We start from the raw sequence: 18351 nt of genomic DNA, 5'->3' as shown, positions 1-18351 counted from the left end.
GGCCGGCGCGTCCGGATGCAGAAAACACCGTCCGAAGCGTTCGAAGCGTCCGCTCCGTCCGGAGCGTTCAGCGCGAAAACATCGTCCGAAGCGTCCGAAGGGTCCGATGCGTCCGGATCGCCCCGTGTCTGGCTTCACCCTGCCACGCACCTGCGTCAAAATCGGACGCATCGATACGCCACCCGGACGGTTGCGATTGGGGGCGGCCCGCCTACATCCAGCCGGACCCCAGCCGGAGACCTCCATGGCCGATCTGTCCGCTTTTCCGATCACCCGGCGCTGGCCCGCGCGGCATTCCGACCGCCTGCAGCTCTATTCGCTCGACACGCCCAACGGGGTGAAGGTCTCGATCATGCTGGAGGAGATCGGGCTGCCGTATGAGGCGCATCTGGTCGATATCGGAAAGAACGAGAGCTGGACGCCGGAATTCCTGTCGCTCAATCCCAATGGCAAGATCCCCGCCATCATCGATCCCGACGGCCCGGGCGGAAAGCCGCTGGCCCTGTTCGAGTCCGGCGCCATCCTGATCTACCTGGCAGAGAAGACCGGCCAGCTGATGTCCGCCGATCCGGCGACCCGCTACGAGACCCTGCAGTGGGTCATGTTCCAGATGGCCGCCATCGGCCCGATGTTCGGCCAGGTCGGCTTCTTCCACAAATTCGCCGGCAAGGCTTGGGAGGACAAGCGTCCGCTGGAACGCTATGTCGCGGAATCGAAACGGCTTCTCGGCGTGCTGGAGACACGCCTCAAGGGCCGCGACTGGATCATGGACGACTATTCCATCGCCGACGTCGCCACCCTGGGCTGGGTGCGCAATCTGATCGGCTTCTACGAGGCGCGCGATCTGGTCGGGTTCGACGGCCTGAAGGCCGTTCCGGCGTGGCTGGAACGCGGGCTGGCGCGGCCGGCGGTGCAGCGCGGGCTGCTGATCCCGGCCAAATCCTAGCGTTTGCGGAAGCGTTTGGCCTCGGCGGCCATGCCGGCGCCCCAGGGGTCGGGCGTCGTATCCTCCGGCTGGAAAGGCAGTTCGCCGGCGATGCCCCGCATCGCCAGGGCCAGCGGGAGGGCGAAGTGGGACAGCATGCGCAGCGGCTTGCGCCGGTCGTCCGCGACATCCCAGCCCTCGGCCGCGAAGGCGTCGATCAGGTCGAAGCCCTCAAGCTGTTCGATACCGTCCCAGTCGGCGGGCAGGGAGATGGCCTCGGCCGCCTCGACGGTCAGGCCGAAGGCGGCCCGGGCCGTCGCGTCGATGTCGGGAAATTCGGCGCGCGCGTCCGGATCGGCATGGCGCGGCTTCATCAGCGCCTTCAGTTCCAGATCGGCGACGCCAGGCAGGTCCAGCAGACGTCGAAGCTTGGGCCGTGTGTTCATCGTCACGGCTTGAACCCGGGACCGTCCCGATGTCAACGAACCGGCGGGGCCGGCGGCCGTCAGCGCGGGTCGAAGGACCGGTGTTCCCGCAGCGGAGCGACGAACAGGCGGTCGCAGCGCGGGCCGTCGCCGGTCAGCGGAATGGCCTCGAACGCCTCGCCCGAGGCGTCCAGCACCTCGGCGGCGAGGGCCTCGAAGGCCGCCTCATGTCCCGGACGCCGGAACAGCACCGCCCCGTCCCGGGCGTCCACGACGCCGTAAGCCGGAGAACCTTCGAGAAGCGTATCGAGCGTGAGGGCCATGGGAGGGGAATCCCCGAACCGGCGGAAGGTTTCGGACGCCGGCGTGAAATCAGTCGACGGGGACCCGGCGCGTCGACCGTCCGCGCCCCGGCGTTCAGCCGCCCGTCATCGACATCGGTCGCGACACCGCCGGCGCCGCGCCGCGCTCGCCGATGGCGAAGTCGTGACCCTTCGGCTTCCGCGCGATGGCCGCGCGGATCGCGTCCCGCAGCGGCGCATCGTCGTCGGGATGGTCTCTCAGCACGGCGCGCAGGTCGGCGTGGTCGTCCTGACCCAGGCACAGGAACAGCGTCCCGGTGCAGGTCACCCGCACCCGGTTGCAGGTCTCGCAGAAGGTGTGGGTCATCGGCGTGATGAAGCCCAGTACGCCGCCCGTCTCCTCGACCCTCGCATAGCGCGCCGGACCGCCTGTCCGTTGGGCCAGAGGCCTCAGGGTCCAGTCCCTTTCCAGCGCGGCGCGCACCCGGGACAACGGCAGGTACTGATCCGTCCGGTCGGCCTCGATCTGGCCGAGCGGCATGGTCTCGATCAGGGTGAGATCCATGCCCCGACCGTGGGCCCAGGCGATCATCCCGGGCAGGGCGTGGGCGTTATCGCCCTTCAGCGCCACGGTGTTGATCTTGACCTTCAGCCCCGCGCCCAGCGCCGCTTCCACGCCTTCCAGCACGTCCGCCAGGTTCCCGCCTCGCGTGATCCGGCGGTAGTCGTCGGGATCCAGCGTATCGATCGACACATTGATCCGCTTCACCCCGTAGCGCGCCAGGGCCTCGGCATGGTGCGCCAGCCGGGCGCCGTTGGTGGTCAGGGTCAGTTCCTTCAACCGTCCGCCGTCGAGATGCCGGGACAGGCCGGCGACCAGGTCCATGAAGCCCTTCCGGATCAGCGGCTCGCCGCCCGTCAGCCGCAGCCGCGTCGTGCCCAGATCGATGAAGGCGGAACACAGCCGGTCGAGTTCCTCGAGCGTCAGCAGGTCGGCGCGCGGCAGGAAGGTCTGCCGCTCGGCCATGCAATAGGTGCAGCGCAGGTCGCAGCGGTCCGTAACCGACACCCGCACATAGTCGATCGTCCGGCCGAACGGATCGACCAGCGGCGCGGCGGGCGCGGAATCCCCATCAAAAGGCACGGCGCACCTCATCGACTGTCCCGAGGCCCTGGCCGCCCACGCGGACACCCCTGTGTCGCATCACCTGCTTGATCCCGCCAGAGAGGAACATGGCGTCAGCGCGTCATTTCAAGACGCCGGAGATCCCGCGCCGTGTTGATATTGGCGACCGGCCGGGGCAGGTCGATCGCGACCGCGCCCGCCGAATCCGCCCAGGCCCGCACCGAGCGGCCGGGGCTGCCGGCGATGAACCTGTCCAGCGACGGCGACAGCGCAGCTGGCCAGAGTCCCGTGATCGGCGAGCCCCGCAGATAGCTGACCGGTCCGCCGCACTGGAGCCGGAGCACCAGGTCGGCGGGCAGCATCGGCGCATCGCACCCGGCGCTGACCACGGCCTGGTATCCATGATCCAGGGCGTGGCGCAGGGCCGCCGCCAGCCCGCCCAGGGGCCCGAGGTCTGGACGGGGCCGGTCCGGGAGGCAGAGTCGTCCGGCCAGGTCGCGGCCGCAGACCGCCACCATGTCGACCTGGTCCGACAGGGCGTCGACCACGTGGTCCAGCAGCGGACGGCACTCGAACAGGGCCATGGCCTTGTCCGATCCGAACCGGCTGGAACGCCCGCCCGCCAGCACGGCGCCGAGAATCCGTTCCGTCATGCCGCGGCGCCGGCGACGGGAGCCGCCGCCTGGTCGGGCCGGAAGGTTCCGGTCTGATCGGGTCGACCCACCGCATGGCCGATCAGCAGCAGCGTCGGCGCGTCCTCGGCCAGGGCGGCGACGCTGAGCGGCAGCAGGTCGAGCCGCGTGAACAACAGCCGCTCGCCGGGCAGGCTGACATCGACCGCGACCAGCACGGGCGTCGCCCCCGCCATGCCGCGGGCCAGCAACCGGCGGGTTAGCTCGGGCGCGGCCGATCGACCCATATAGACGCCGAGCGTCGCGGCGGAATCGGCCAATGCGTCCCAGTCGAGGTCGAGCTTCTCGCCCGCGCGGGCATGGGCGGTGACGAACTGGACCCGCCGGGCCAGGCCCCGCAGGGTCAGGGACACGCCGGCGCGGGCCGCGGCCGCGCTGGCGGTCGTGATCCCGGGCGCGACCTGGACGCGGACGCCATGCGCGGCGAGGTGCGCGACCTCTTCCGCCGAGCGGCCGAACATCGAGGGGTCTCCTCCCTTGAGCCGGACCACGCGTCGCCCGGCGAGCGCCGCCGCCAGCAGCAGGTCGTTGATCCCGCCCTGATCCCTCGAGTGCGCGCCGGCCCGCTTGCCGACGCCGACGCGCTCGACGCCGGCCGGGATCAGGGCCAGAACGCCCGGCCCCACGAGGGCGTCGTGGAAGACGATGTCGGCGGCGCGGATCAGCCGTTCGGCCTGACGGGTCAGCAGGTCCGGGTCGCCCGGACCGGCGCCGACCAGCCACACCTCTCCGGGCGCGATCAGTCGGGGGCCGGGCGGGCCGGCGTTCCGGGTGTCGGGGCGGCGAGGCATGGGCGGTCCTCCTCAGGCGGCGATCAGTCTGGCGATGGCGGGACGGCAGGAGCCGCAGTTCGTTCCGGCCGACAGGGCCGCGCCGACCTCGGCGACCGTGGTCAGGCTGCGGGCGGCGATGGCGGTCAGGATCGTGCGGGCGCCGACGTCGAAACAGACGCAGACGATCGGTCCGCGATCCGCGGCCGGCCCGGGCGCCCGTCCGGCCAGCAGACCCGACGGCGCGGCCGCCTCGGACAATTGGGCGATCAGCCAGTCCCGACCGGGCAGGGATCCGTCCCGGGCCACGAACAGCGCGCCCTGCAACCGGCCATCGGCCAGGATCCCCGTCCGCAAGGAACCGCGCGCCGGGTCGACGGCGGTCATTCGCTCGCCTTTCGGCAACAGGGCCTCGAGAACGGAGGGGTCTCCGTCGCCGGCCAGTTCGATCAGCCGCCCGCCCGGCACGGCCGCCGCAGCCCACCAGACGCAGTCGGGCTCGACAGCCGGCGTTCCCCGCACGATCAGAAAAGCCCGCCATTCGGTCCGAAGCTGCGCCAGGGTCATGGCCGTCAGCTTGAACCCCGGCTGGCCCGAGACCGGATCGACCGAGGCGTCCGGCAGCAGTCCCGTCCGCCCGCCGGAGCCCGTTCGGTCGGTCCAGTGGATCGGAACGAAGGCCTCGCCGCGGCGCTGGGCGTCGGTGACCGAGACGCGGAACACGCTGCGGCCCCGCGCCGTCGTCACTGTCGCGAGATCGCCCTCGGCCAGCCCGAGCCGGGCCGCGTCGTCGGGATGCACCTCGACCAGGGGTTCACGCCGGTGTTGCGACAGGCGCGGCGACAGGCCGGTACGGCTCATCGTGTGCCACTGATCGCGATACCGGCCGGTGTTCAGGGTCATGCCGTTCGCAGTCAGCGGCTGTTGCGTCACCGCGACCATTCGGGCCCGACCGTCGGGGGTCGAGAACCGGCCGTCGGCGAACTCGCGATCCCGGCCCCAGCGGGTCGGCTCCAGAGCCGCGTACGCGGCTTCATCCATGCCGATCAGAGGCGACAGATCGAGTCTGCGCGCGCCGTTGTTCTCGAATGCCGTCAGCCGGCAGTGCTCGTCGAACACCTGACCGGGCGTATCCCAGCCGAACGCCGCGCCATGGCCCATGCGACGCGCGACATCGGCCAGCGCCCGCCAGTCAGCCCGCGCCTCGCCCGGCGCCGCGAAGAACGGACGCTGGCGGCTGATCATCCGTTCGGAATTGGTGACCGTGCCGTCCTTCTCGCCCCAGGCGGCCGCAGGCAGGCGGGCGTGGGCGAACCGGCCGGTGTCGGTGTCCGCCATCATGTCGGACACCACCACGAACGGACAGGCGGCCAGCGCCGCCCGCACCGCGCCGGCGTCGGGCATGCTGACCGCCGGATTGGTGGCCATGATCCAGATCGCCTTGACCCGCCCGTCGCCCACCGCCCCGAACAGGTCGACGGCCTTCAGGCCGGGGCTCGTCGCCATGCTCGGCGCGCGCCAGAACCGGCGCACCCGATCCACATTGTCCGCCGCGAAATCCATGTGCGCGGCCAGGGTCGCGGCCAGCCCCCCGACCTCGCGGCCGCCCATCGCATTGGGCTGGCCGGTGATCGAGAAGGGCGCGGCCCCCGGCTTGCCGATGCGGCCGGTCGCCAGATGGACGTTGATGATGGCGTTGGCCTTGTCCGTGCCCTGCGTCGACTGGTTCACGCCCTGGCTGAACAGGGTGACCATGCGCGGATGATCGGCGACCAGATCGACGAAGGTCTCCAGTTCGGCGCGCGAAAGGTCGCAGGCCGCGGCGGTACCCTCGAGCCCGCCCCCGCGTTCCAGAGCGTCCCAGAAGCCTTCGGGCGCGGCGACCTGCGCGGACAGATAGCTCCGGTCCAGGGCGCCGCGCGCCTTCAGCCCTGCCAGCAGGCCGTTGAACAGGGCCACGTCGCTGCCCGGCCGCAGGGCCAGATGCAGGTCGGCCAGGTCGGCGGTCTCGGTCCGGCGCGGGTCGATGACGACCAGTTTGGCGCCCCGCGCCGCCCGCGCCGCCTCGATCCGCTGCCAGACGATCGGGTGGCACCAGGCGGTGTTGGATCCCGTCAGGACGATCAGATCGGCCTGCTCCAGGTCGTCGTAGCAGGCCGGCACGACATCCTCGCCGAACGCCCTCAGATGCGCCGCCACCGCGCTGGACATGCACAGCCGCGAATTGGTGTCGATATTGGCCGAGCCGATGAACCCCTTCATCAGCTTGTTGGCGACGTAGTAGTCCTCGGTCAGCAACTGGCCCGAGACGTAGAAGGCGACGCTGTCGGGGCCGTGTTCGGCGATCGCCGCGGAGAAGCGCCCGGCGATCAGATCGAGCGCCTCGTCCCAGCCCGCCCGGCGATCGCCGATCATCGGATGCAGCAGCCGGCCCTCCAGCCCCACGGTCTCGCCCAGATGCGTGCCCTTGGAGCACAGCCGGCCGCCGTTGGCCGGATGGTCGCGGTCTCCGGCGATCTCCACCGTCCTGTCGCCGGTCACGGTCGCCATGACGCCGCATCCGACGCCGCAATACGGACAGGTGGTGGAGACCGGCCCCGTCACTTCAGACCATTTCGATCAGGGTCGCGGCGGCGGCGATCAGGATCCGTCCATCCGTGATCCGGACCTCGACCGTCGGCGTGCAGCCGCTGTCGGGGCCCTGCGCTTCACCTGTCGCCAGGGCGATGTTCCAGTTGTGCAGCGGACAGGCGACGCTGTGGCCGTGCACGATCCCCTGGCTCAGCGGGCCGCCCTTGTGCGGGCAGCGGTTGATCAGGGCGAAGACGGCGTCGTCCCCCGCACGGAAGACGGCGATCTCGTCGCCGCCCGGGATGACGACGGTCCGGGCGCCGCGTCGGGGAATGTCCTCGACCCGCCCGACGTCGATCCAGCGACCGGCGGCCATCACGCGGGCTCCGTCAGGCTGAGCGGCCGGTGCTGCTCGCTTTCGGCGCCGTTCGCCCGCGCCGCCCACGGGTCGTCCTGGCTGAAGCGCTGCGAATGGTGGAACCGCGCGGCCAGGGCGTCGCGGCCCCCGGCGTCGTCGACGATACGCGCCCTGATCGTCTCCAGCCCGACCCGTTCGATCCAGGGCGCTGTGCGCTCCAGATACCGCGCCTCCTCGCGGTACAGCTGGATGAAGGCGGCGCAGTAGTGCAACGCCTCCGCCTCGGTCGCGACCTTGCACAGCAGATCCGTGACCCGGACCTTGATGCCGCCGTTGCCGCCGACGTGGAGTTCATAGCCGCTGTCGACGCAGATGACCCCGAAGTCCTTGATCGTCGCCTCGGCGCAGTTGCGGGGGCACCCCGAGACCGCGATCTTGAACTTGTGCGGCATCCAGCTGCCCCAGGTCATCCGCTCGGTCTGGATGCCCAGACCGGTCGAGTCCTGGGTGCCGAACCGGCACCAGTCCGAGCCGACGCAGGTCTTCACCGTCCTGAGCGACTTGCCGTAGGCGTGGCCCGAGACCATCCCGGCGGCGTTCAGATCGGCCCAGACGGCCGGCAGGTCGGCCTTCCTGATCCCGAAGATATCGAGTCGCTGGCCGCCCGTGACCTTGACCAGGGGGGCGTCGTATTTCTCGACCACGTCGGCGATGGCGCGCAGTTCGCGCGGACTGGTGACCCCGCCCCACATCCGCGGCACGACGGAGTATGTGCCATCTTTCTGGATGTTGGCGTGCATCCGTTCGTTGACGAACCGGCTCTGCTGGTCGTCGTCATATTCGCCCGGCAGCGCGCACAGGAGGTAGTAGTTCAGCGCCGGCCGGCAGGTGGAACAGCCGTCGGGGGTGGACCAGTGCAGCCTCTGCATCACCTCGGGGATCGACCGCATGGCCTGGGCCAGGATCTCGCGACGGACGTCGTCGTGGCCGAAGCTGGTGCATTTGCACATCGTCCTGACGGCCCGCTCGCCGCCGTAGTCGTCGCCCAGCGTCACCGCCAGCAGGCTCTCGACCAGGCCGGTGCAGGACCCGCAGCTCGCCGAGGCCTTGCAGCCTGACCGCACGGCGTCCAGCGTCGCCGCCCCCTCCGTGATCGCCGTGACCACCCGGCCCTTGGAAACGCCGTTGCAGCCGCAGATCTCGGCGTCGTCCGAGAGCGCCGCAACGGCCGCGTTAGGGTCCCCGGCCCCACCTCCGAGGGCGAAGGCCTGGCCGAAGATCAGCATGTCGCGGACGGCGCTGATGTCCTCCGCCTTCCTCATCAGGTCGAAATACCAGCCCCCGTCGCCGGTATCGCCGTACAGCACCGCGCCGACGATGCGGTCCTCCCTGACCACGACCCGCTTGTAGACGCCGCGCGAGGCGTCCCGCAGCACGATGTCCTGGGCGCCCTCCCCGCCCGAGAAGTCGCCGGCGGAAAACACGTCGATTCCGGAGACCTTGAGCCGGGTGGAGGTGACCGAGCCGCGATAGCCCGTGTGCCGCCCGGTCAGGCCGTCGGCCAGCGCCCGGCACATGTCCCACAGCGGCGCGACCAGGCCATAGACCTGACCCTCGTGCTCGACGCATTCCCCGACCGCCAGCACCGCCGGATCGGACGTCGCCATGTGGTCGTCGACATGGATTCCGCGCCCGACCGCCAGTCCGGCCTCCCGCGCGAGCCGGACATTGGGCCGGATGCCGACGGCCATGACCACCAGCGAGGCCGGGATCAGCCGCCCGTCCTTGAGCCGCACGCCTTCCACCCGGGTCTCGCCGACGATCTCGGCGGTGTCGCCGCCGGTCACGATCGTCTGTCCCCGCCCTTCCAGCGCCGACCTCAGCAGCCAGCCGGCGGCCTCGTCGAGCTGACGCTCCATCAGGGTCGGCATCAGGTGGATGACGGTGACCTTCATGCCGCGCAGGGTGAGACCGTGCGCGGCCTCGAGGCCCAGAAGCCCTCCGCCGATGACCACGGCGTCTCCGCCCGCGTCCGCGGCCGCCACCATGCGGTCGACGTCCGTCATGTCGCGAAAGCTGATCACCCCGTCCAGCGTGTGACCCGGGACCGGGATGATGACGGGATCTGACCCCGTCGCGATCAGCAGCCGGTCATAGCCGACGACCCGCCCCGACCGCGCCGTCACCGTCTTTTCCGCCCGATCGATAGCCTCGACGGGGTCCGAAACGATCAGCTCGATGGAATTGTCGTCGTACCAGGCCCGGTCGTTGATCACGATCTGGTCGAACGTCTTCTCGCCCGCCAGCACCGGGGACAGCATGATCCGGTTGTAGTTCACATGGGGCTCGGCCCCGAAGATGGTGACGCGATACCGCCCGGCGTCCCGCGCCAGCAGTTCCTCGACCGCCCGACACCCGGCCATGCCGTTGCCGATGACGACCAGATGCTCCCGGGCCTCCAGCGGCAGGGCCGCCCGGCGCTCCATGGTCCTTGTGAAACCGTCCATTCCGGGGCCTCAAAACGAAAAAGCCGCCATGCGGACGCTGGTTTTCCCAGCGGCTGCATGGCGGCTTTGCCAAATCTCGATCACCCCGGGCCTGACGCAGGTCAGGGGTGCGATGGTCGGACGATCCTGCGGTGGAAGTCCGAAAACGCCGGGGCGTCCTTGCCCCGGATTCCGAAGGTGACTCGTTTCACCTCATGCGGCAAGGGGATATTTTGCAGTGCAGCAATCCGGCCGGTCAGGCCTGGCCCGGCTTGAAGGCCCCCACATAGTCGTCGATGCGGGCCGGATCGAAGGGTCTGTTGTCGAAAAATCCCTCGACCGGCCCCGGGAGCGTCCTGTCGACCACGGCGCGGCGATACAGGTCGGGCCTGAAGACAGCGGCCGCGGCCGCCTGCGCAGCGTCTGACGCTTCGACCATCCCCCAACGGACGAACTGCGAGTAGATCCAGAGGCCATGGTCGGGCGACGGGGCGTTGGCGGCCTCGCGGTGCAGCATCAGGAAGTCCGGTTCGGACAGCGGCGGCTCGCCCCGACCCAGAACGAGGCGCCCGGACAGGGCCGGCGTTATGACCTCGACCGGCCGGTTCACATAGGCCGGCGCGGCCAGCATCGCCGCCAGCGCCGGATGGTTCTCCGGCGCGTCGCACCAGGCCGCCGACCGGTCCAGCGCGACCAGCAGGGCGTCCAGCGCCTCGGGACGGGTCTCGGTCCAGTCGGCCCGCATCGCCAGCACCTTTTCGACCCCGCGGCGCCACAGCCGCGATCCGAAGGCGGCGATCTGGCCCAGTCCCTCCGCCACGGCGACGCTGTTCCACGGCTCGCCGGCGATGAAGCCGTCGATCTCTCCGGCGCGCAGCGCCTCCACCATCAGGGACGGCGGCAGGACCCTGAGCGTCAAATCCCGGTCCGGATCGACCCCGGCGAACCCCAGCCAGTAGCGCAGCATCAGGGCGTGGGTCGAAAACCGGTGCACGACCCCGATGACCGGCTTCCTGCGGTGCATGCCGATCGCCGAGGCGAAATCATGGGCGGTCGCGACCGGGTCCTCGACCCGGTTGGCCAGCACCGGATCCAGGGCCGCGGCGAACTCCGGCGACAGGGTCAGGGCGTTGCCGTTCAGGTTCAGGCGGAAGGGCGCGACCAGCGGCGCGGGCTGCTGGCTCAGGCCCAGGGTCACCGCGACGGCGAGCGGCGCCAGCATGTGCGCGGCCTGCACCTGGCCATAGACCAGCCGGTCCCGCACCGTCGCCCAGGACGTGCTGCGGACCAGATTCAGATCGAGGCCGGCCTCGGCGGCGAACCCCTGTTCCTTCGCCGCCACCAGGACGGCGCTGTCGGTCAGGGGCAGGAAGGCGATGGAGATCGGGGTCATCGGCCTGTTCCTTTGGGCGGGTCCAGCAGGGCGTGGGCCGTGATCAGGGCCTCGGCCACCTCCACGATGCGGCGGCTCTGGTTCATGGCGGTGGAGCGCAACAGGGCGTGGGCCTCGGGCTCGGTCAGGCCGCGGCCCTGCATCAGTATGGCCTTGGCCCGATCCAGCGTCTTGCGGTCGGCCAGGGCCGTGATGGCGTCGTCGCGCTCCACCCTCAGGGCGTTGAAGGCGTTGAACCGGCGAATGGCCAGTTCCAGGATCGGCCTGACCCGTTCCTTGCGCAGGCCGTCGACGACATAGGCCGACACGCCCGCGTCAATGGCGGCGCCGATCATGGCGTCGTCGGACCGGTCCACGAACATGGCGATGGGCCGGGCCAGGGCGCGGCTGACGGTCAGCATTTCCTCGAGCGCGTCGCGGCTGGGGTCGCCCAGGTCCATCAGCACGATGTCCGGAGCCATCCGCTCGAGCCGGGCGACGAAGCCGCCGTGAGGGGCCACGACCTCGATGTCGGTATAGCCCGCCTCGGCCAGTCCCTCTTTCAGGATGGCCGCACGCAGTCCGCTGTCATCGACTATGGCGATACGCAATCTGAAGGTCCCGGAACGAGTAAGCCGTGGCGGTCATCAAGAGTCCAGACGTGGCGGGGGTCCGGGACGACGGGGATGACGAAGGCCTCGACGCCTGTGTCCTTCAGGGCGCCGCGCTCGCACGCCGCCGGCCCGGGCGCCCCGGGATCGCCGACGTAGAGCCGCACGACCCGCTCGCCCTGCGCCAGGTGTCCGGCGATCAGGTCCCGGACCTCCGGCGCGGTCATCGCCGACACATCACGCCGGGGCGCATCCCGCCTGGCCCGCGCCAGAACGCCGGGCGGAACTCCGGCGTCATGCAGGATCACATCGGCGTCCTGCAGAATCCGGAGCGCCTTGAGGGTCAGCAGTTCGGGATCGCCCGTCCCCGACCCCAGAAGATGGACGACGCCGGCCCCGGGCGCCGCCGCGTCCAGCAGCCGGATCATTTCGTCGTGCGCCGCCTCGATCCGTCCCTCCGCGACCATATCCGCCGCGGCCCCCCGGAACGCCTTCTCCCAGAACCGGCGGCGCGCCAGGAAGTCCGGCGCGCCGGCCTTGACGCGTTCCCTGATCCGTCCGGCCAGCGCGGCCAGGGGCCCGAGCGCTTCCGGCAGAACCCCCTCGATCCTGGCGCGGACGTCGCGGGCCAGGATCGGAGCCGCCCCGCCGGTGGCGACGCCGATGACGACCTGGTCCCGGTCGATCAGCGCGGGCGTCTGGAAATCGCTCAACCCCGGACGATCGACGACATTGACCTGCGCTCCCGCGGCCCGCGCCAGCCCGGCGACCCGTGAGGCCTCGGCCTCATCGTCCAGAGCCACGAAGACCAGCCGCGCGCCGGCCAGGTCCTCCGGCGTCGGCGTCCGGGCGAAAGGGGAGGGCGCGCCCTGAGGCCTCCGGTCGGCGCCCGGCGCATCGCCCGGCGCGAACCAGACCAGATCGGCGGGCGAGCCGACAAACAGCCGAAGCTTGGCCAGCGCCGCCTCGCCGCCGCCGATCACCACGACCCGCGCGCCTTCCAGCGGGATGCCGGCGAGAAAGACCCGCATCAGCCGCCGCGCCCGATCACAGCGCCCATTCCAGCTGGAGCCAGATCTTCCGGACGTCGACCGAAAAGCCCTCGGCCTGGTAGTTCGCATATTTGGCGGCGACGCCGAACTTGCCCGGCTTGTAGCCGATCTGGGCGTCCCACTCGGTCCCGTAGTCGATCCCGCCGACGTCGCTGGTGAAGTCGTGATAGGTGACGACCGCGTTCAGGCCCGGCAGTCCGGTGACGTTCGCGAAGCGCCGCCCGACGCTGACGTAGGCGTCCTGAAGCCCCTGCGCGGGCGTGGTCAGGAAGACGTCGGCCCAGCCGTTGAACTTGTGCAGCGTCGCCAGCGGGGTCTGGAAGCCGCGCCCGTTGTCGGCCCCGAGCTGTTCGTAACCCGCATTGACCGTGAACCCGGCGACCGCCCCGCCGACGTCGAGCGCCAGGTAGTCGGCGTCGTAGTTTCCGGGATTGGACCCGGCGTCGGTCTGGCGCGCATAGCTCGCGGCGATCGTGATCGGGGCATGGCCGGCCAGCGGGATCGCCCCGGTGGCGCGCAGCCCGAAGGTGTCGCTGGAATTGGCGAACTGGATCGCCTCGTCGAAATCCAGCAGATAGCCGAAGGCCTTCAGCGTCACCGGCCCCGCCGACAACCCGGCGCCGAGAAAGACGAATTCGCCGTCGAAGCTCTCGCGCGGCCCGGCGTCGGCGCCGAAGACCGTGCGCTGCGCATTGCTGTAGGTCAGGTCCAGCCTGACCGGCCCGACGGCTCCCTCGGCCCGAACGGCGTCGAACGTCTGTTCGCTCTGGCGCCAGCCCGCCGATCCGACGAACCTCTGGTCGTCCAGATTGATCCTCTGCCGACCGAGGGTGATGGTCAGGGGCGCGGTCCTGTACTGAACCTGCAGCCGGTTCAGCTCGAGGTTCGCCGGATCGGCGATGATCGCGAACGGCTCGACGCCGTTGCCGGCGTTGGTGTCGTTGTAGTCGTCGGCGAACGCCAGCACGCCCTCGGCCTCGGCCAGCAACGACCAGACGCCCTTTCTCGCCTCGAATCCGAGCCGCAGCCGCGCCGTGACCGCGTCCGCGTCGGTCAGGGGTTCGTCGCGGTCCACGCCCTCATAGCGCACCCGGCCCTCGACGATCGGCGTGATCCCGTCCCGGGGCGGGGCGGTCTGGGCCAGCGCGGGCGTCGACAGGGCGGCGAACAGAGCTCCGCCGAGAGCGAGTTCGAGCATCTTCATGGCATCCCCCATGGATGTGAAAGGTCAGTCGCCGCTGATCGGGAGAGGACGATCAGGCGGCGTCGGCGTGCGCGCCGTGTTCATAGTCGGCCAGGAATTGCAGCACCTCCTCGCGATACGCGTAGAACTGTGGGTGGCCCAGCAGAGCCCGCCGGTCGCGCGGGCGCGGCAGATCGACCTTCAGCACCCTGCCGATCGTGGCGTTGGGTCCGTTGGTCATCATCACCACCCGGTCGGCCAGCAGGATGGCCTCGTCGACGTCATGGGTGACCATGACGGTGGTGACCCTGGTGCGGTTCCAGACCTCGACCAGCACGTCCTGCAGGTCCCATCGCGTCAGGCTGTCCAGCATCCCGAACGGCTCGTCGAGCAGCAGAAGCCGGGGCGACAGGGCGAAGGCCCGGGCGATGCCGACCCTCTGGCGCATGCCGCTGGACAGGTCGGCCGCCATCTTGTCCATCGCGTCGCCCAGGCCGACCCGCTCCAGGTAGTAGGCGACGATGTCGGCCCGTTCGGCCCGCGTCGCGTGGGGATAGACCCGCTCGACCCCCAGAGCCACGTTCTGGCGCGCCGTCAGCCAGGGCATCAGCGACGGGGACTGGAACACCACCGCCTTGTCCGGTCCGGCGATCTCGATTTCGCGCCCGTTGAGCACGATGCCGCCGTCCGAGATCCGGTTCAGTCCCGCGGCCATCGTCAGCACCGTCGACTTGCCGCACCCCGAATGTCCGATCAGGGAGATGAACTCGCCGCGGTCCATCAGCAGGTTGATGTTCTCCACGACCGTCAGCGGGCCCTTCGGGCTCGGATAGACCCTGGACAGGTTGTAGAACTCGAGATAGCGCCGGTTGATCGGGCTGTAGGCCGCGTCCTGGTAGGCCTTGGGCGGCGCCGTCAGGTCCAGCGGCGTCACGGTCGGCAGATCGATCACATTGGACGGCGCCGTCTCCTTCACCCCGCCGGCGAGACGCCCGAGATAGCCGACGATCTCGTTCCGCAGCGCCTTGTAGGCCTCGTCGTGGTTGAGGTCGGTGCGGACGCGCGGCCGGGCGAGGCCGACCTCGAAGATCCGGCCGATATGGGCCTCGGGAGCCGGGGTCAGGACCGCGATCCGGTCGGCCAGCAGGAGGGCTTCGTCCACGTCGTTGGTGACCAGGAAGATGGTGCGCCTTTCCTGGCCGCGGATGCGCTCGATCTCGTCCTGGAGTTTGGCCCGCGTCAGGGCGTCCAGCGCCGACAGCGGCTCGTCCAGCAGCAGGATTTCAGGTTTCGTCGCCAGGGCTCGCGCCACCGCGACCCGCTGGCGCATTCCGCCCGACAGCTGGGCGGGTTTCCGGTCCAGGGCGTGACCCAGGCCGACCAGGTTCACCGTGGACCGCGTCAGTTCGGCGCGCTCGTCCGCGGGCATGGACCGATGGACGGCGTCGACGGCCAGCCGCACGTTCTGCTCGACTGTCAGCCAGGGGAACAGCGAGTAACTCTGGAACACCACGCCCCGATCCGGTCCCGGTCCGGCGCAGGGCGCGCCCCGGATCAGGATCTGGCCGGCGTCCGGCTGGATCAGCCCGGCGATGGCGGAAACCAGGGTGGTCTTGCCGGCGCCGGAGAAGCCCAGGACCGCGATGAACTCGCCCTCCTCGACCTCCAGGTCGACGCCGGCCAGCACCCGGGTCTCCTCGCCGGAGGCGCCGACCCAGGATTTGGACAGGCCTCTCAACGACAGGATCGGGGGCCTCATTTCCCGTGGTTCCGCGAGGCCAGCGCCTGCAGCGCCATCATCAGCCGGTCGAGCAGGAAGCCGATCACGCCGATGACGATGACCGCGAACATGATTCGCGCCAGCGACTGTTCGCTGCCATTCTGGAACTCGTCCCAGACGAACTTTCCGAGACCCGGGTTCTGGGCCAGCATTTCAGCGGCGATCAGCACCATCCAGCCCACGCCCAGCGAAAGACGCATGCCGGTGAAGATGTAGGGCAGCGCCGACGGCAGGATCAGCCGCCGCAGCCGGGCGTAAGGGCTGAGACGCAACACCCGGCCGACGTTCAGCAGGTCCTTGTCGATGGAGGCCGCGCCCACCGCCGTATTGATCAGCGTCGGCCACAGCGAGCACAGCATCACCACGATGGCCGAGATGACGAAACTCTTGGGCAGCATCGGATCGGGACTGGTCATCGTCGCCGACACCACCATGGTCACGATGGGCAGCCAGGCCAGCGGGCTGATCGGCTTGAAGATCTGCACCAGCGGATTGAACGCGGCGTTGAACCCCTTCGACAGACCGCAGACCAGGCCCAGCGGCGTCGCGACCAGGGACGCCAGGCCGAACCCGAACGCCACGGTGAACAGCGAGGTGAAGATCTGATCGATGAAGCCGGGCGAGCCCGAATACCGGAAATGCTGCGCCTCGCTCCCGCGACCGGCGGCCTGGAGTGCGGCGTTGCGGTCGGACTGGGCGGTGTAGAACGCCGACTTTTCGGCCTGTCCCGCCCGCCATTCCCCGACCAGCGACACGCCTTGCCCGGCCACGGCGACCGGTCCCGGCAAGGCGCCCAGCGAGGTCTTCACCATCGGCGCGGTCAGCGCCCACAACAGGATGAAGACCACGATCCCGACCATGGGCAGGATCACCGCCCGGGCTTTTGGACCGACCGCCGCGAACCCCGAAACAGGACCCGCCCCACCGGGCGGCTGCGCCTTCGGCGTTTTCTGGAGGGTGGTTTCGAGCACCGTCGGCGTGGGCCGTTTGAACGACTTCTCGATCGATCCGGCCGCGGACTTGAGCTGGCTCATCGTCATCTCCTGCATCCCCGCGATTCGATCACGCCGCCGAAACGCCGGCGGCGGTGACCGTCTGCCCTGCCTTCAGGCCGATCGCGAATTTCGCCAGATAGGCGTTGGGCGCCCGCCCGTCGTAGGCGACGCCGTCGATGAAGCCCGTCTGCACGCCCTTGAACCCGTCGGTCGTCGGGATGGAGGCCGCCGGAATCGCGCCCTCGGCCGCCAGGGAGTTGGCCGCCGCCAGATAGAGATCGGCCCGGTACACGGCCCTGGCCGTGTCGACATACCACTGATCGGGATGGTCCTCGGCGATCTGCCCCCAGCGCCGCATCTGGGTCAGATACCAGACCGCGTCCGAGGCGAACGGATAGCCGGCGAAGTCGCGGAAGAAGATGTTGAAATCGGGCGCCGGCCGGGTGTCGCCCGGCGCGTAGGTGAACTGTCCCGTCATCGAGGCCGCGATCACCTCGGCGTCGGCGCCGACATAGTTGGGCCGCGCCAGGATCTGCACCGCCTCTGAGCGGTTGGCGCCATCGTCGGCGTCCAGCCAGTGCTGGGCCTTGATGATCGCCCGGATCAGCGCGGTGGTGGTCGCCGGATGCCGCGCGGCGAAGGCCCTGGTCATGCCCAGGACCTTTTCCGGATTCCGGGCCCAGATGTCGTGGTCGGTGATGATCGGCACGCCGATCCTCTTCTTGACCGCCGCCTGGTTCCACGGCTCCCCGACGCAATAGCCCTCGATGGTGCCGGCCTCGAGCGTCGCCGGCATCTGCGGCGGGGGCGTCACCGACAGCTGGATGTCCGCCCCCGTCGTGCCCCCCACATCGCCGGGGAGATAGAAGCCCGGATGGATCCCACCCGCCGCCAGCCAGTAGCGAAGCTCGTAATTATGGGTCGAGACCGGGAAGACCATGCCGAATTTCAGCGGTTTGCCCTCCGACCGGAACCGGTCGACCACGGGCCGCAAGACCGAGGCCGGGATCGGGTGCGTCGGCCGGCCGTCGGCGCCCTTGGGCAGGGTCGGTTCGATCTGGGCCCAGATGCGGTTCGACACCGTGACTGCGTTGCCGTTCAGGTCCAGCGACAGGGGGGCGATCAGCTCCGCCCGGGTCCCCAGGCCGATGGTCGCCGCGATCGGCTGACCGGCCAGCATGTGCGCCGCGTCCAGTTGCCCGCCGATGACGCCGTCCAGCAGCACCTTCCAGTTGGCCTGCGGCTCCAGGGCGACGTTCAGCCCCTCCTCGGCGAAGAAGCCCTTTTCCTTGGCGATGGCCAGCGGAGCCATGTCCGTCAGCTTGATGAATCCCAGCGTGAGACTCGGTTTCTCGACCGCTCCGGGCGTCGCGGGCGCCGCGCCCGGCGTCGCCTTCCTGTCCCCGCAACCGGCCAGCAGGGCCGCAGCGCTCGAAGTCAGGAGCAGCGAGCCCCCGGCGGTCAGAAACTTGCGCTTGTCGATCATCTTCATTCCTGTCGTTCACCAGGTCGCAAAATCGGGTCGGATCGCGGACGCGGAAAAGCCGCCTCGGCGCGGCTCATGTCAGAGCGCCCCCGGGCGGCTTCATTGCCGAAATCTGCTGAATGTCCGGAGCGTCTCCCCTCATTGGGGACGAACCGTCAGGCGCCACGTTCAAACGTATGACGCCCTATTGGTTACACGGAATGTTGCACTGCACAAG

At 69.9% G+C, this 18351-nt stretch carries 16 protein-coding genes; 1 reads left to right on the top strand and 15 read right to left on the bottom strand.

Translation table 11 applies throughout. The annotated features are described in order from the left end of the window. Positions 1-244: 244 nt before the first annotated feature. Positions 245-946: a glutathione S-transferase N-terminal domain-containing protein gene (locus tag Q8Q71_RS13725; protein WP_305760164.1), complete on the top strand. Its 702-nt coding sequence runs from the start codon at positions 245-247 to the stop codon at positions 944-946. Here Q8Q71_RS13725 and Q8Q71_RS13720 read toward each other — a convergent pair. The 15 genes from Q8Q71_RS13720 to Q8Q71_RS13650 form a co-directional block, all read right to left on the bottom strand. Next, the gene (locus Q8Q71_RS13720) at positions 943-1371 is read right to left on the bottom strand and encodes a hypothetical protein (protein ID WP_305760163.1); all 429 of its coding nucleotides are present in this window, start codon (positions 1369-1371) and stop codon (positions 943-945) included. The two genes, Q8Q71_RS13725 and Q8Q71_RS13720, sit on opposite strands and share 4 nt — an antisense overlap. 59 nt (positions 1372-1430) lie before the next feature. Beyond that, positions 1431-1673: a hypothetical protein gene (locus Q8Q71_RS13715; RefSeq protein ID WP_305760162.1), complete on the bottom strand. Its 243-nt coding sequence runs from the start codon at positions 1671-1673 to the stop codon at positions 1431-1433. A 94-nt stretch (positions 1674-1767) separates the two neighbouring features. Beyond that, positions 1768-2808: a GTP 3',8-cyclase MoaA gene (gene moaA, locus Q8Q71_RS13710; protein WP_371315964.1), complete on the bottom strand. Its 1041-nt coding sequence runs from the start codon at positions 2806-2808 to the stop codon at positions 1768-1770. Positions 2809-2891: 83 nt separating this feature from the next. Next, positions 2892-3431: a molybdenum cofactor guanylyltransferase gene (locus Q8Q71_RS13705; protein WP_305760160.1), complete on the bottom strand. Its 540-nt coding sequence runs from the start codon at positions 3429-3431 to the stop codon at positions 2892-2894. Then, a complete protein-coding gene (cobA, locus tag Q8Q71_RS13700; RefSeq protein WP_305760159.1) occupies positions 3428-4261 on the bottom strand; it encodes a uroporphyrinogen-III C-methyltransferase in 834 nt (277 codons plus the stop codon). Before cobA ends, Q8Q71_RS13705 begins: the two co-directional genes overlap by 4 nt. Before the next feature lie 12 nt (positions 4262-4273). Then, complete coding sequence (locus tag Q8Q71_RS13695; protein WP_305760158.1) at positions 4274-6844, bottom strand: nitrate reductase; 2571 nt, start codon at positions 6842-6844, stop codon at positions 4274-4276. Between the two features lies 1 nt (position 6845). Next, on the bottom strand, positions 6846-7187 hold the full coding sequence (gene nirD / locus Q8Q71_RS13690; RefSeq protein ID WP_305760157.1) for a nitrite reductase small subunit NirD: 342 nt from the start codon (positions 7185-7187) through the stop codon (positions 6846-6848). Beyond that, positions 7187-9592, bottom strand: coding sequence for a nitrite reductase large subunit NirB (gene nirB / locus Q8Q71_RS13685; RefSeq protein ID WP_305760176.1), 2406 nt, complete (start codon positions 9590-9592; stop codon positions 7187-7189). The genes nirD and nirB overlap by 1 nt, the downstream gene beginning before the upstream one ends. 319 nt (positions 9593-9911) lie before the next feature. Beyond that, positions 9912-11048: a CmpA/NrtA family ABC transporter substrate-binding protein gene (locus Q8Q71_RS13680; RefSeq protein WP_305760156.1), complete on the bottom strand. Its 1137-nt coding sequence runs from the start codon at positions 11046-11048 to the stop codon at positions 9912-9914. Further along, the gene (locus tag Q8Q71_RS13675; RefSeq protein ID WP_305760155.1) at positions 11045-11638 is read right to left on the bottom strand and encodes an ANTAR domain-containing response regulator; all 594 of its coding nucleotides are present in this window, start codon (positions 11636-11638) and stop codon (positions 11045-11047) included. The genes Q8Q71_RS13680 and Q8Q71_RS13675 overlap by 4 nt, the downstream gene beginning before the upstream one ends. Further along, positions 11623-12669, bottom strand: coding sequence for an NAD(P)-dependent oxidoreductase (locus Q8Q71_RS13670; protein ID WP_305760154.1), 1047 nt, complete (start codon positions 12667-12669; stop codon positions 11623-11625). Before Q8Q71_RS13670 ends, Q8Q71_RS13675 begins: the two co-directional genes overlap by 16 nt. Before the next feature lie 16 nt (positions 12670-12685). Then, entirely contained in the window at positions 12686-13894 is a 1209-nt protein-coding gene (locus tag Q8Q71_RS13665; RefSeq protein ID WP_305760153.1) for an alginate export family protein, read from the bottom strand. Positions 13895-13946: 52 nt separating this feature from the next. Beyond that, positions 13947-15632, bottom strand: coding sequence for an ABC transporter ATP-binding protein (locus Q8Q71_RS13660; RefSeq protein WP_305760152.1), 1686 nt, complete (start codon positions 15630-15632; stop codon positions 13947-13949). Continuing rightward, positions 15629-16687 carry an ABC transporter permease gene (locus Q8Q71_RS13655; protein WP_305760151.1) on the bottom strand — a complete coding sequence of 353 codons (1059 nt, stop codon included), beginning with the start codon at positions 16685-16687 and terminating at the stop codon, positions 15629-15631. Before Q8Q71_RS13655 ends, Q8Q71_RS13660 begins: the two co-directional genes overlap by 4 nt. A gap of 28 nt (positions 16688-16715) precedes the next feature. After that, a complete protein-coding gene (locus Q8Q71_RS13650) occupies positions 16716-18140 on the bottom strand; it encodes a CmpA/NrtA family ABC transporter substrate-binding protein (protein WP_305760150.1) in 1425 nt (474 codons plus the stop codon). Between the last annotated feature and the right edge of the window lie 211 nt (positions 18141-18351).

This window comes from Brevundimonas sp. (genome assembly GCF_030704825.1).
Taxonomy (GTDB): domain Bacteria; phylum Pseudomonadota; class Alphaproteobacteria; order Caulobacterales; family Caulobacteraceae; genus Brevundimonas.
Note: the sequence above shows the minus strand (reverse complement) of the source record. Positions and strands in the feature narration are given on the sequence as shown.

What these genes read in the sequence shown, in the direction of transcription:
- Q8Q71_RS13725 (WP_305760164.1), top strand. Translation starts at nt 245, where the DNA reads ATGGCCGATCTGTCCGCTTTTCCGATCACCCGGCGCTGGCCCGCGCGG.
- Q8Q71_RS13720 (WP_305760163.1), bottom strand. Translation starts at nt 1,371, where the DNA reads ATGAACACACGGCCCAAGCTTCGACGTCTGCTGGACCTGCCTGGCGTC.
- Q8Q71_RS13715 (WP_305760162.1), bottom strand. Translation starts at nt 1,673, where the DNA reads ATGGCCCTCACGCTCGATACGCTTCTCGAAGGTTCTCCGGCTTACGGC.
- moaA (WP_371315964.1), bottom strand. Translation starts at nt 2,808, where the DNA reads ATGAGGTGCGCCGTGCCTTTTGATGGGGATTCCGCGCCCGCCGCGCCG.
- Q8Q71_RS13705 (WP_305760160.1), bottom strand. Translation starts at nt 3,431, where the DNA reads ATGACGGAACGGATTCTCGGCGCCGTGCTGGCGGGCGGGCGTTCCAGC.
- cobA (WP_305760159.1), bottom strand. Translation starts at nt 4,261, where the DNA reads ATGCCTCGCCGCCCCGACACCCGGAACGCCGGCCCGCCCGGCCCCCGA.
- nirD (WP_305760157.1), bottom strand. Translation starts at nt 7,187, where the DNA reads ATGGCCGCCGGTCGCTGGATCGACGTCGGGCGGGTCGAGGACATTCCC.
- nirB (WP_305760176.1), bottom strand. Translation starts at nt 9,592, where the DNA reads ATGGCCGGGTGTCGGGCGGTCGAGGAACTGCTGGCGCGGGACGCCGGG.
- Q8Q71_RS13680 (WP_305760156.1), bottom strand. Translation starts at nt 11,048, where the DNA reads ATGACCCCGATCTCCATCGCCTTCCTGCCCCTGACCGACAGCGCCGTC.
- Q8Q71_RS13670 (WP_305760154.1), bottom strand. Translation starts at nt 12,669, where the DNA reads ATGCGGGTCTTTCTCGCCGGCATCCCGCTGGAAGGCGCGCGGGTCGTG.
- Q8Q71_RS13665 (WP_305760153.1), bottom strand. Translation starts at nt 13,894, where the DNA reads ATGAAGATGCTCGAACTCGCTCTCGGCGGAGCTCTGTTCGCCGCCCTG.
- Q8Q71_RS13660 (WP_305760152.1), bottom strand. Translation starts at nt 15,632, where the DNA reads ATGAGGCCCCCGATCCTGTCGTTGAGAGGCCTGTCCAAATCCTGGGTC.
- Q8Q71_RS13655 (WP_305760151.1), bottom strand. Translation starts at nt 16,687, where the DNA reads ATGAGCCAGCTCAAGTCCGCGGCCGGATCGATCGAGAAGTCGTTCAAA.
- Q8Q71_RS13650 (WP_305760150.1), bottom strand. Translation starts at nt 18,140, where the DNA reads ATGAAGATGATCGACAAGCGCAAGTTTCTGACCGCCGGGGGCTCGCTG.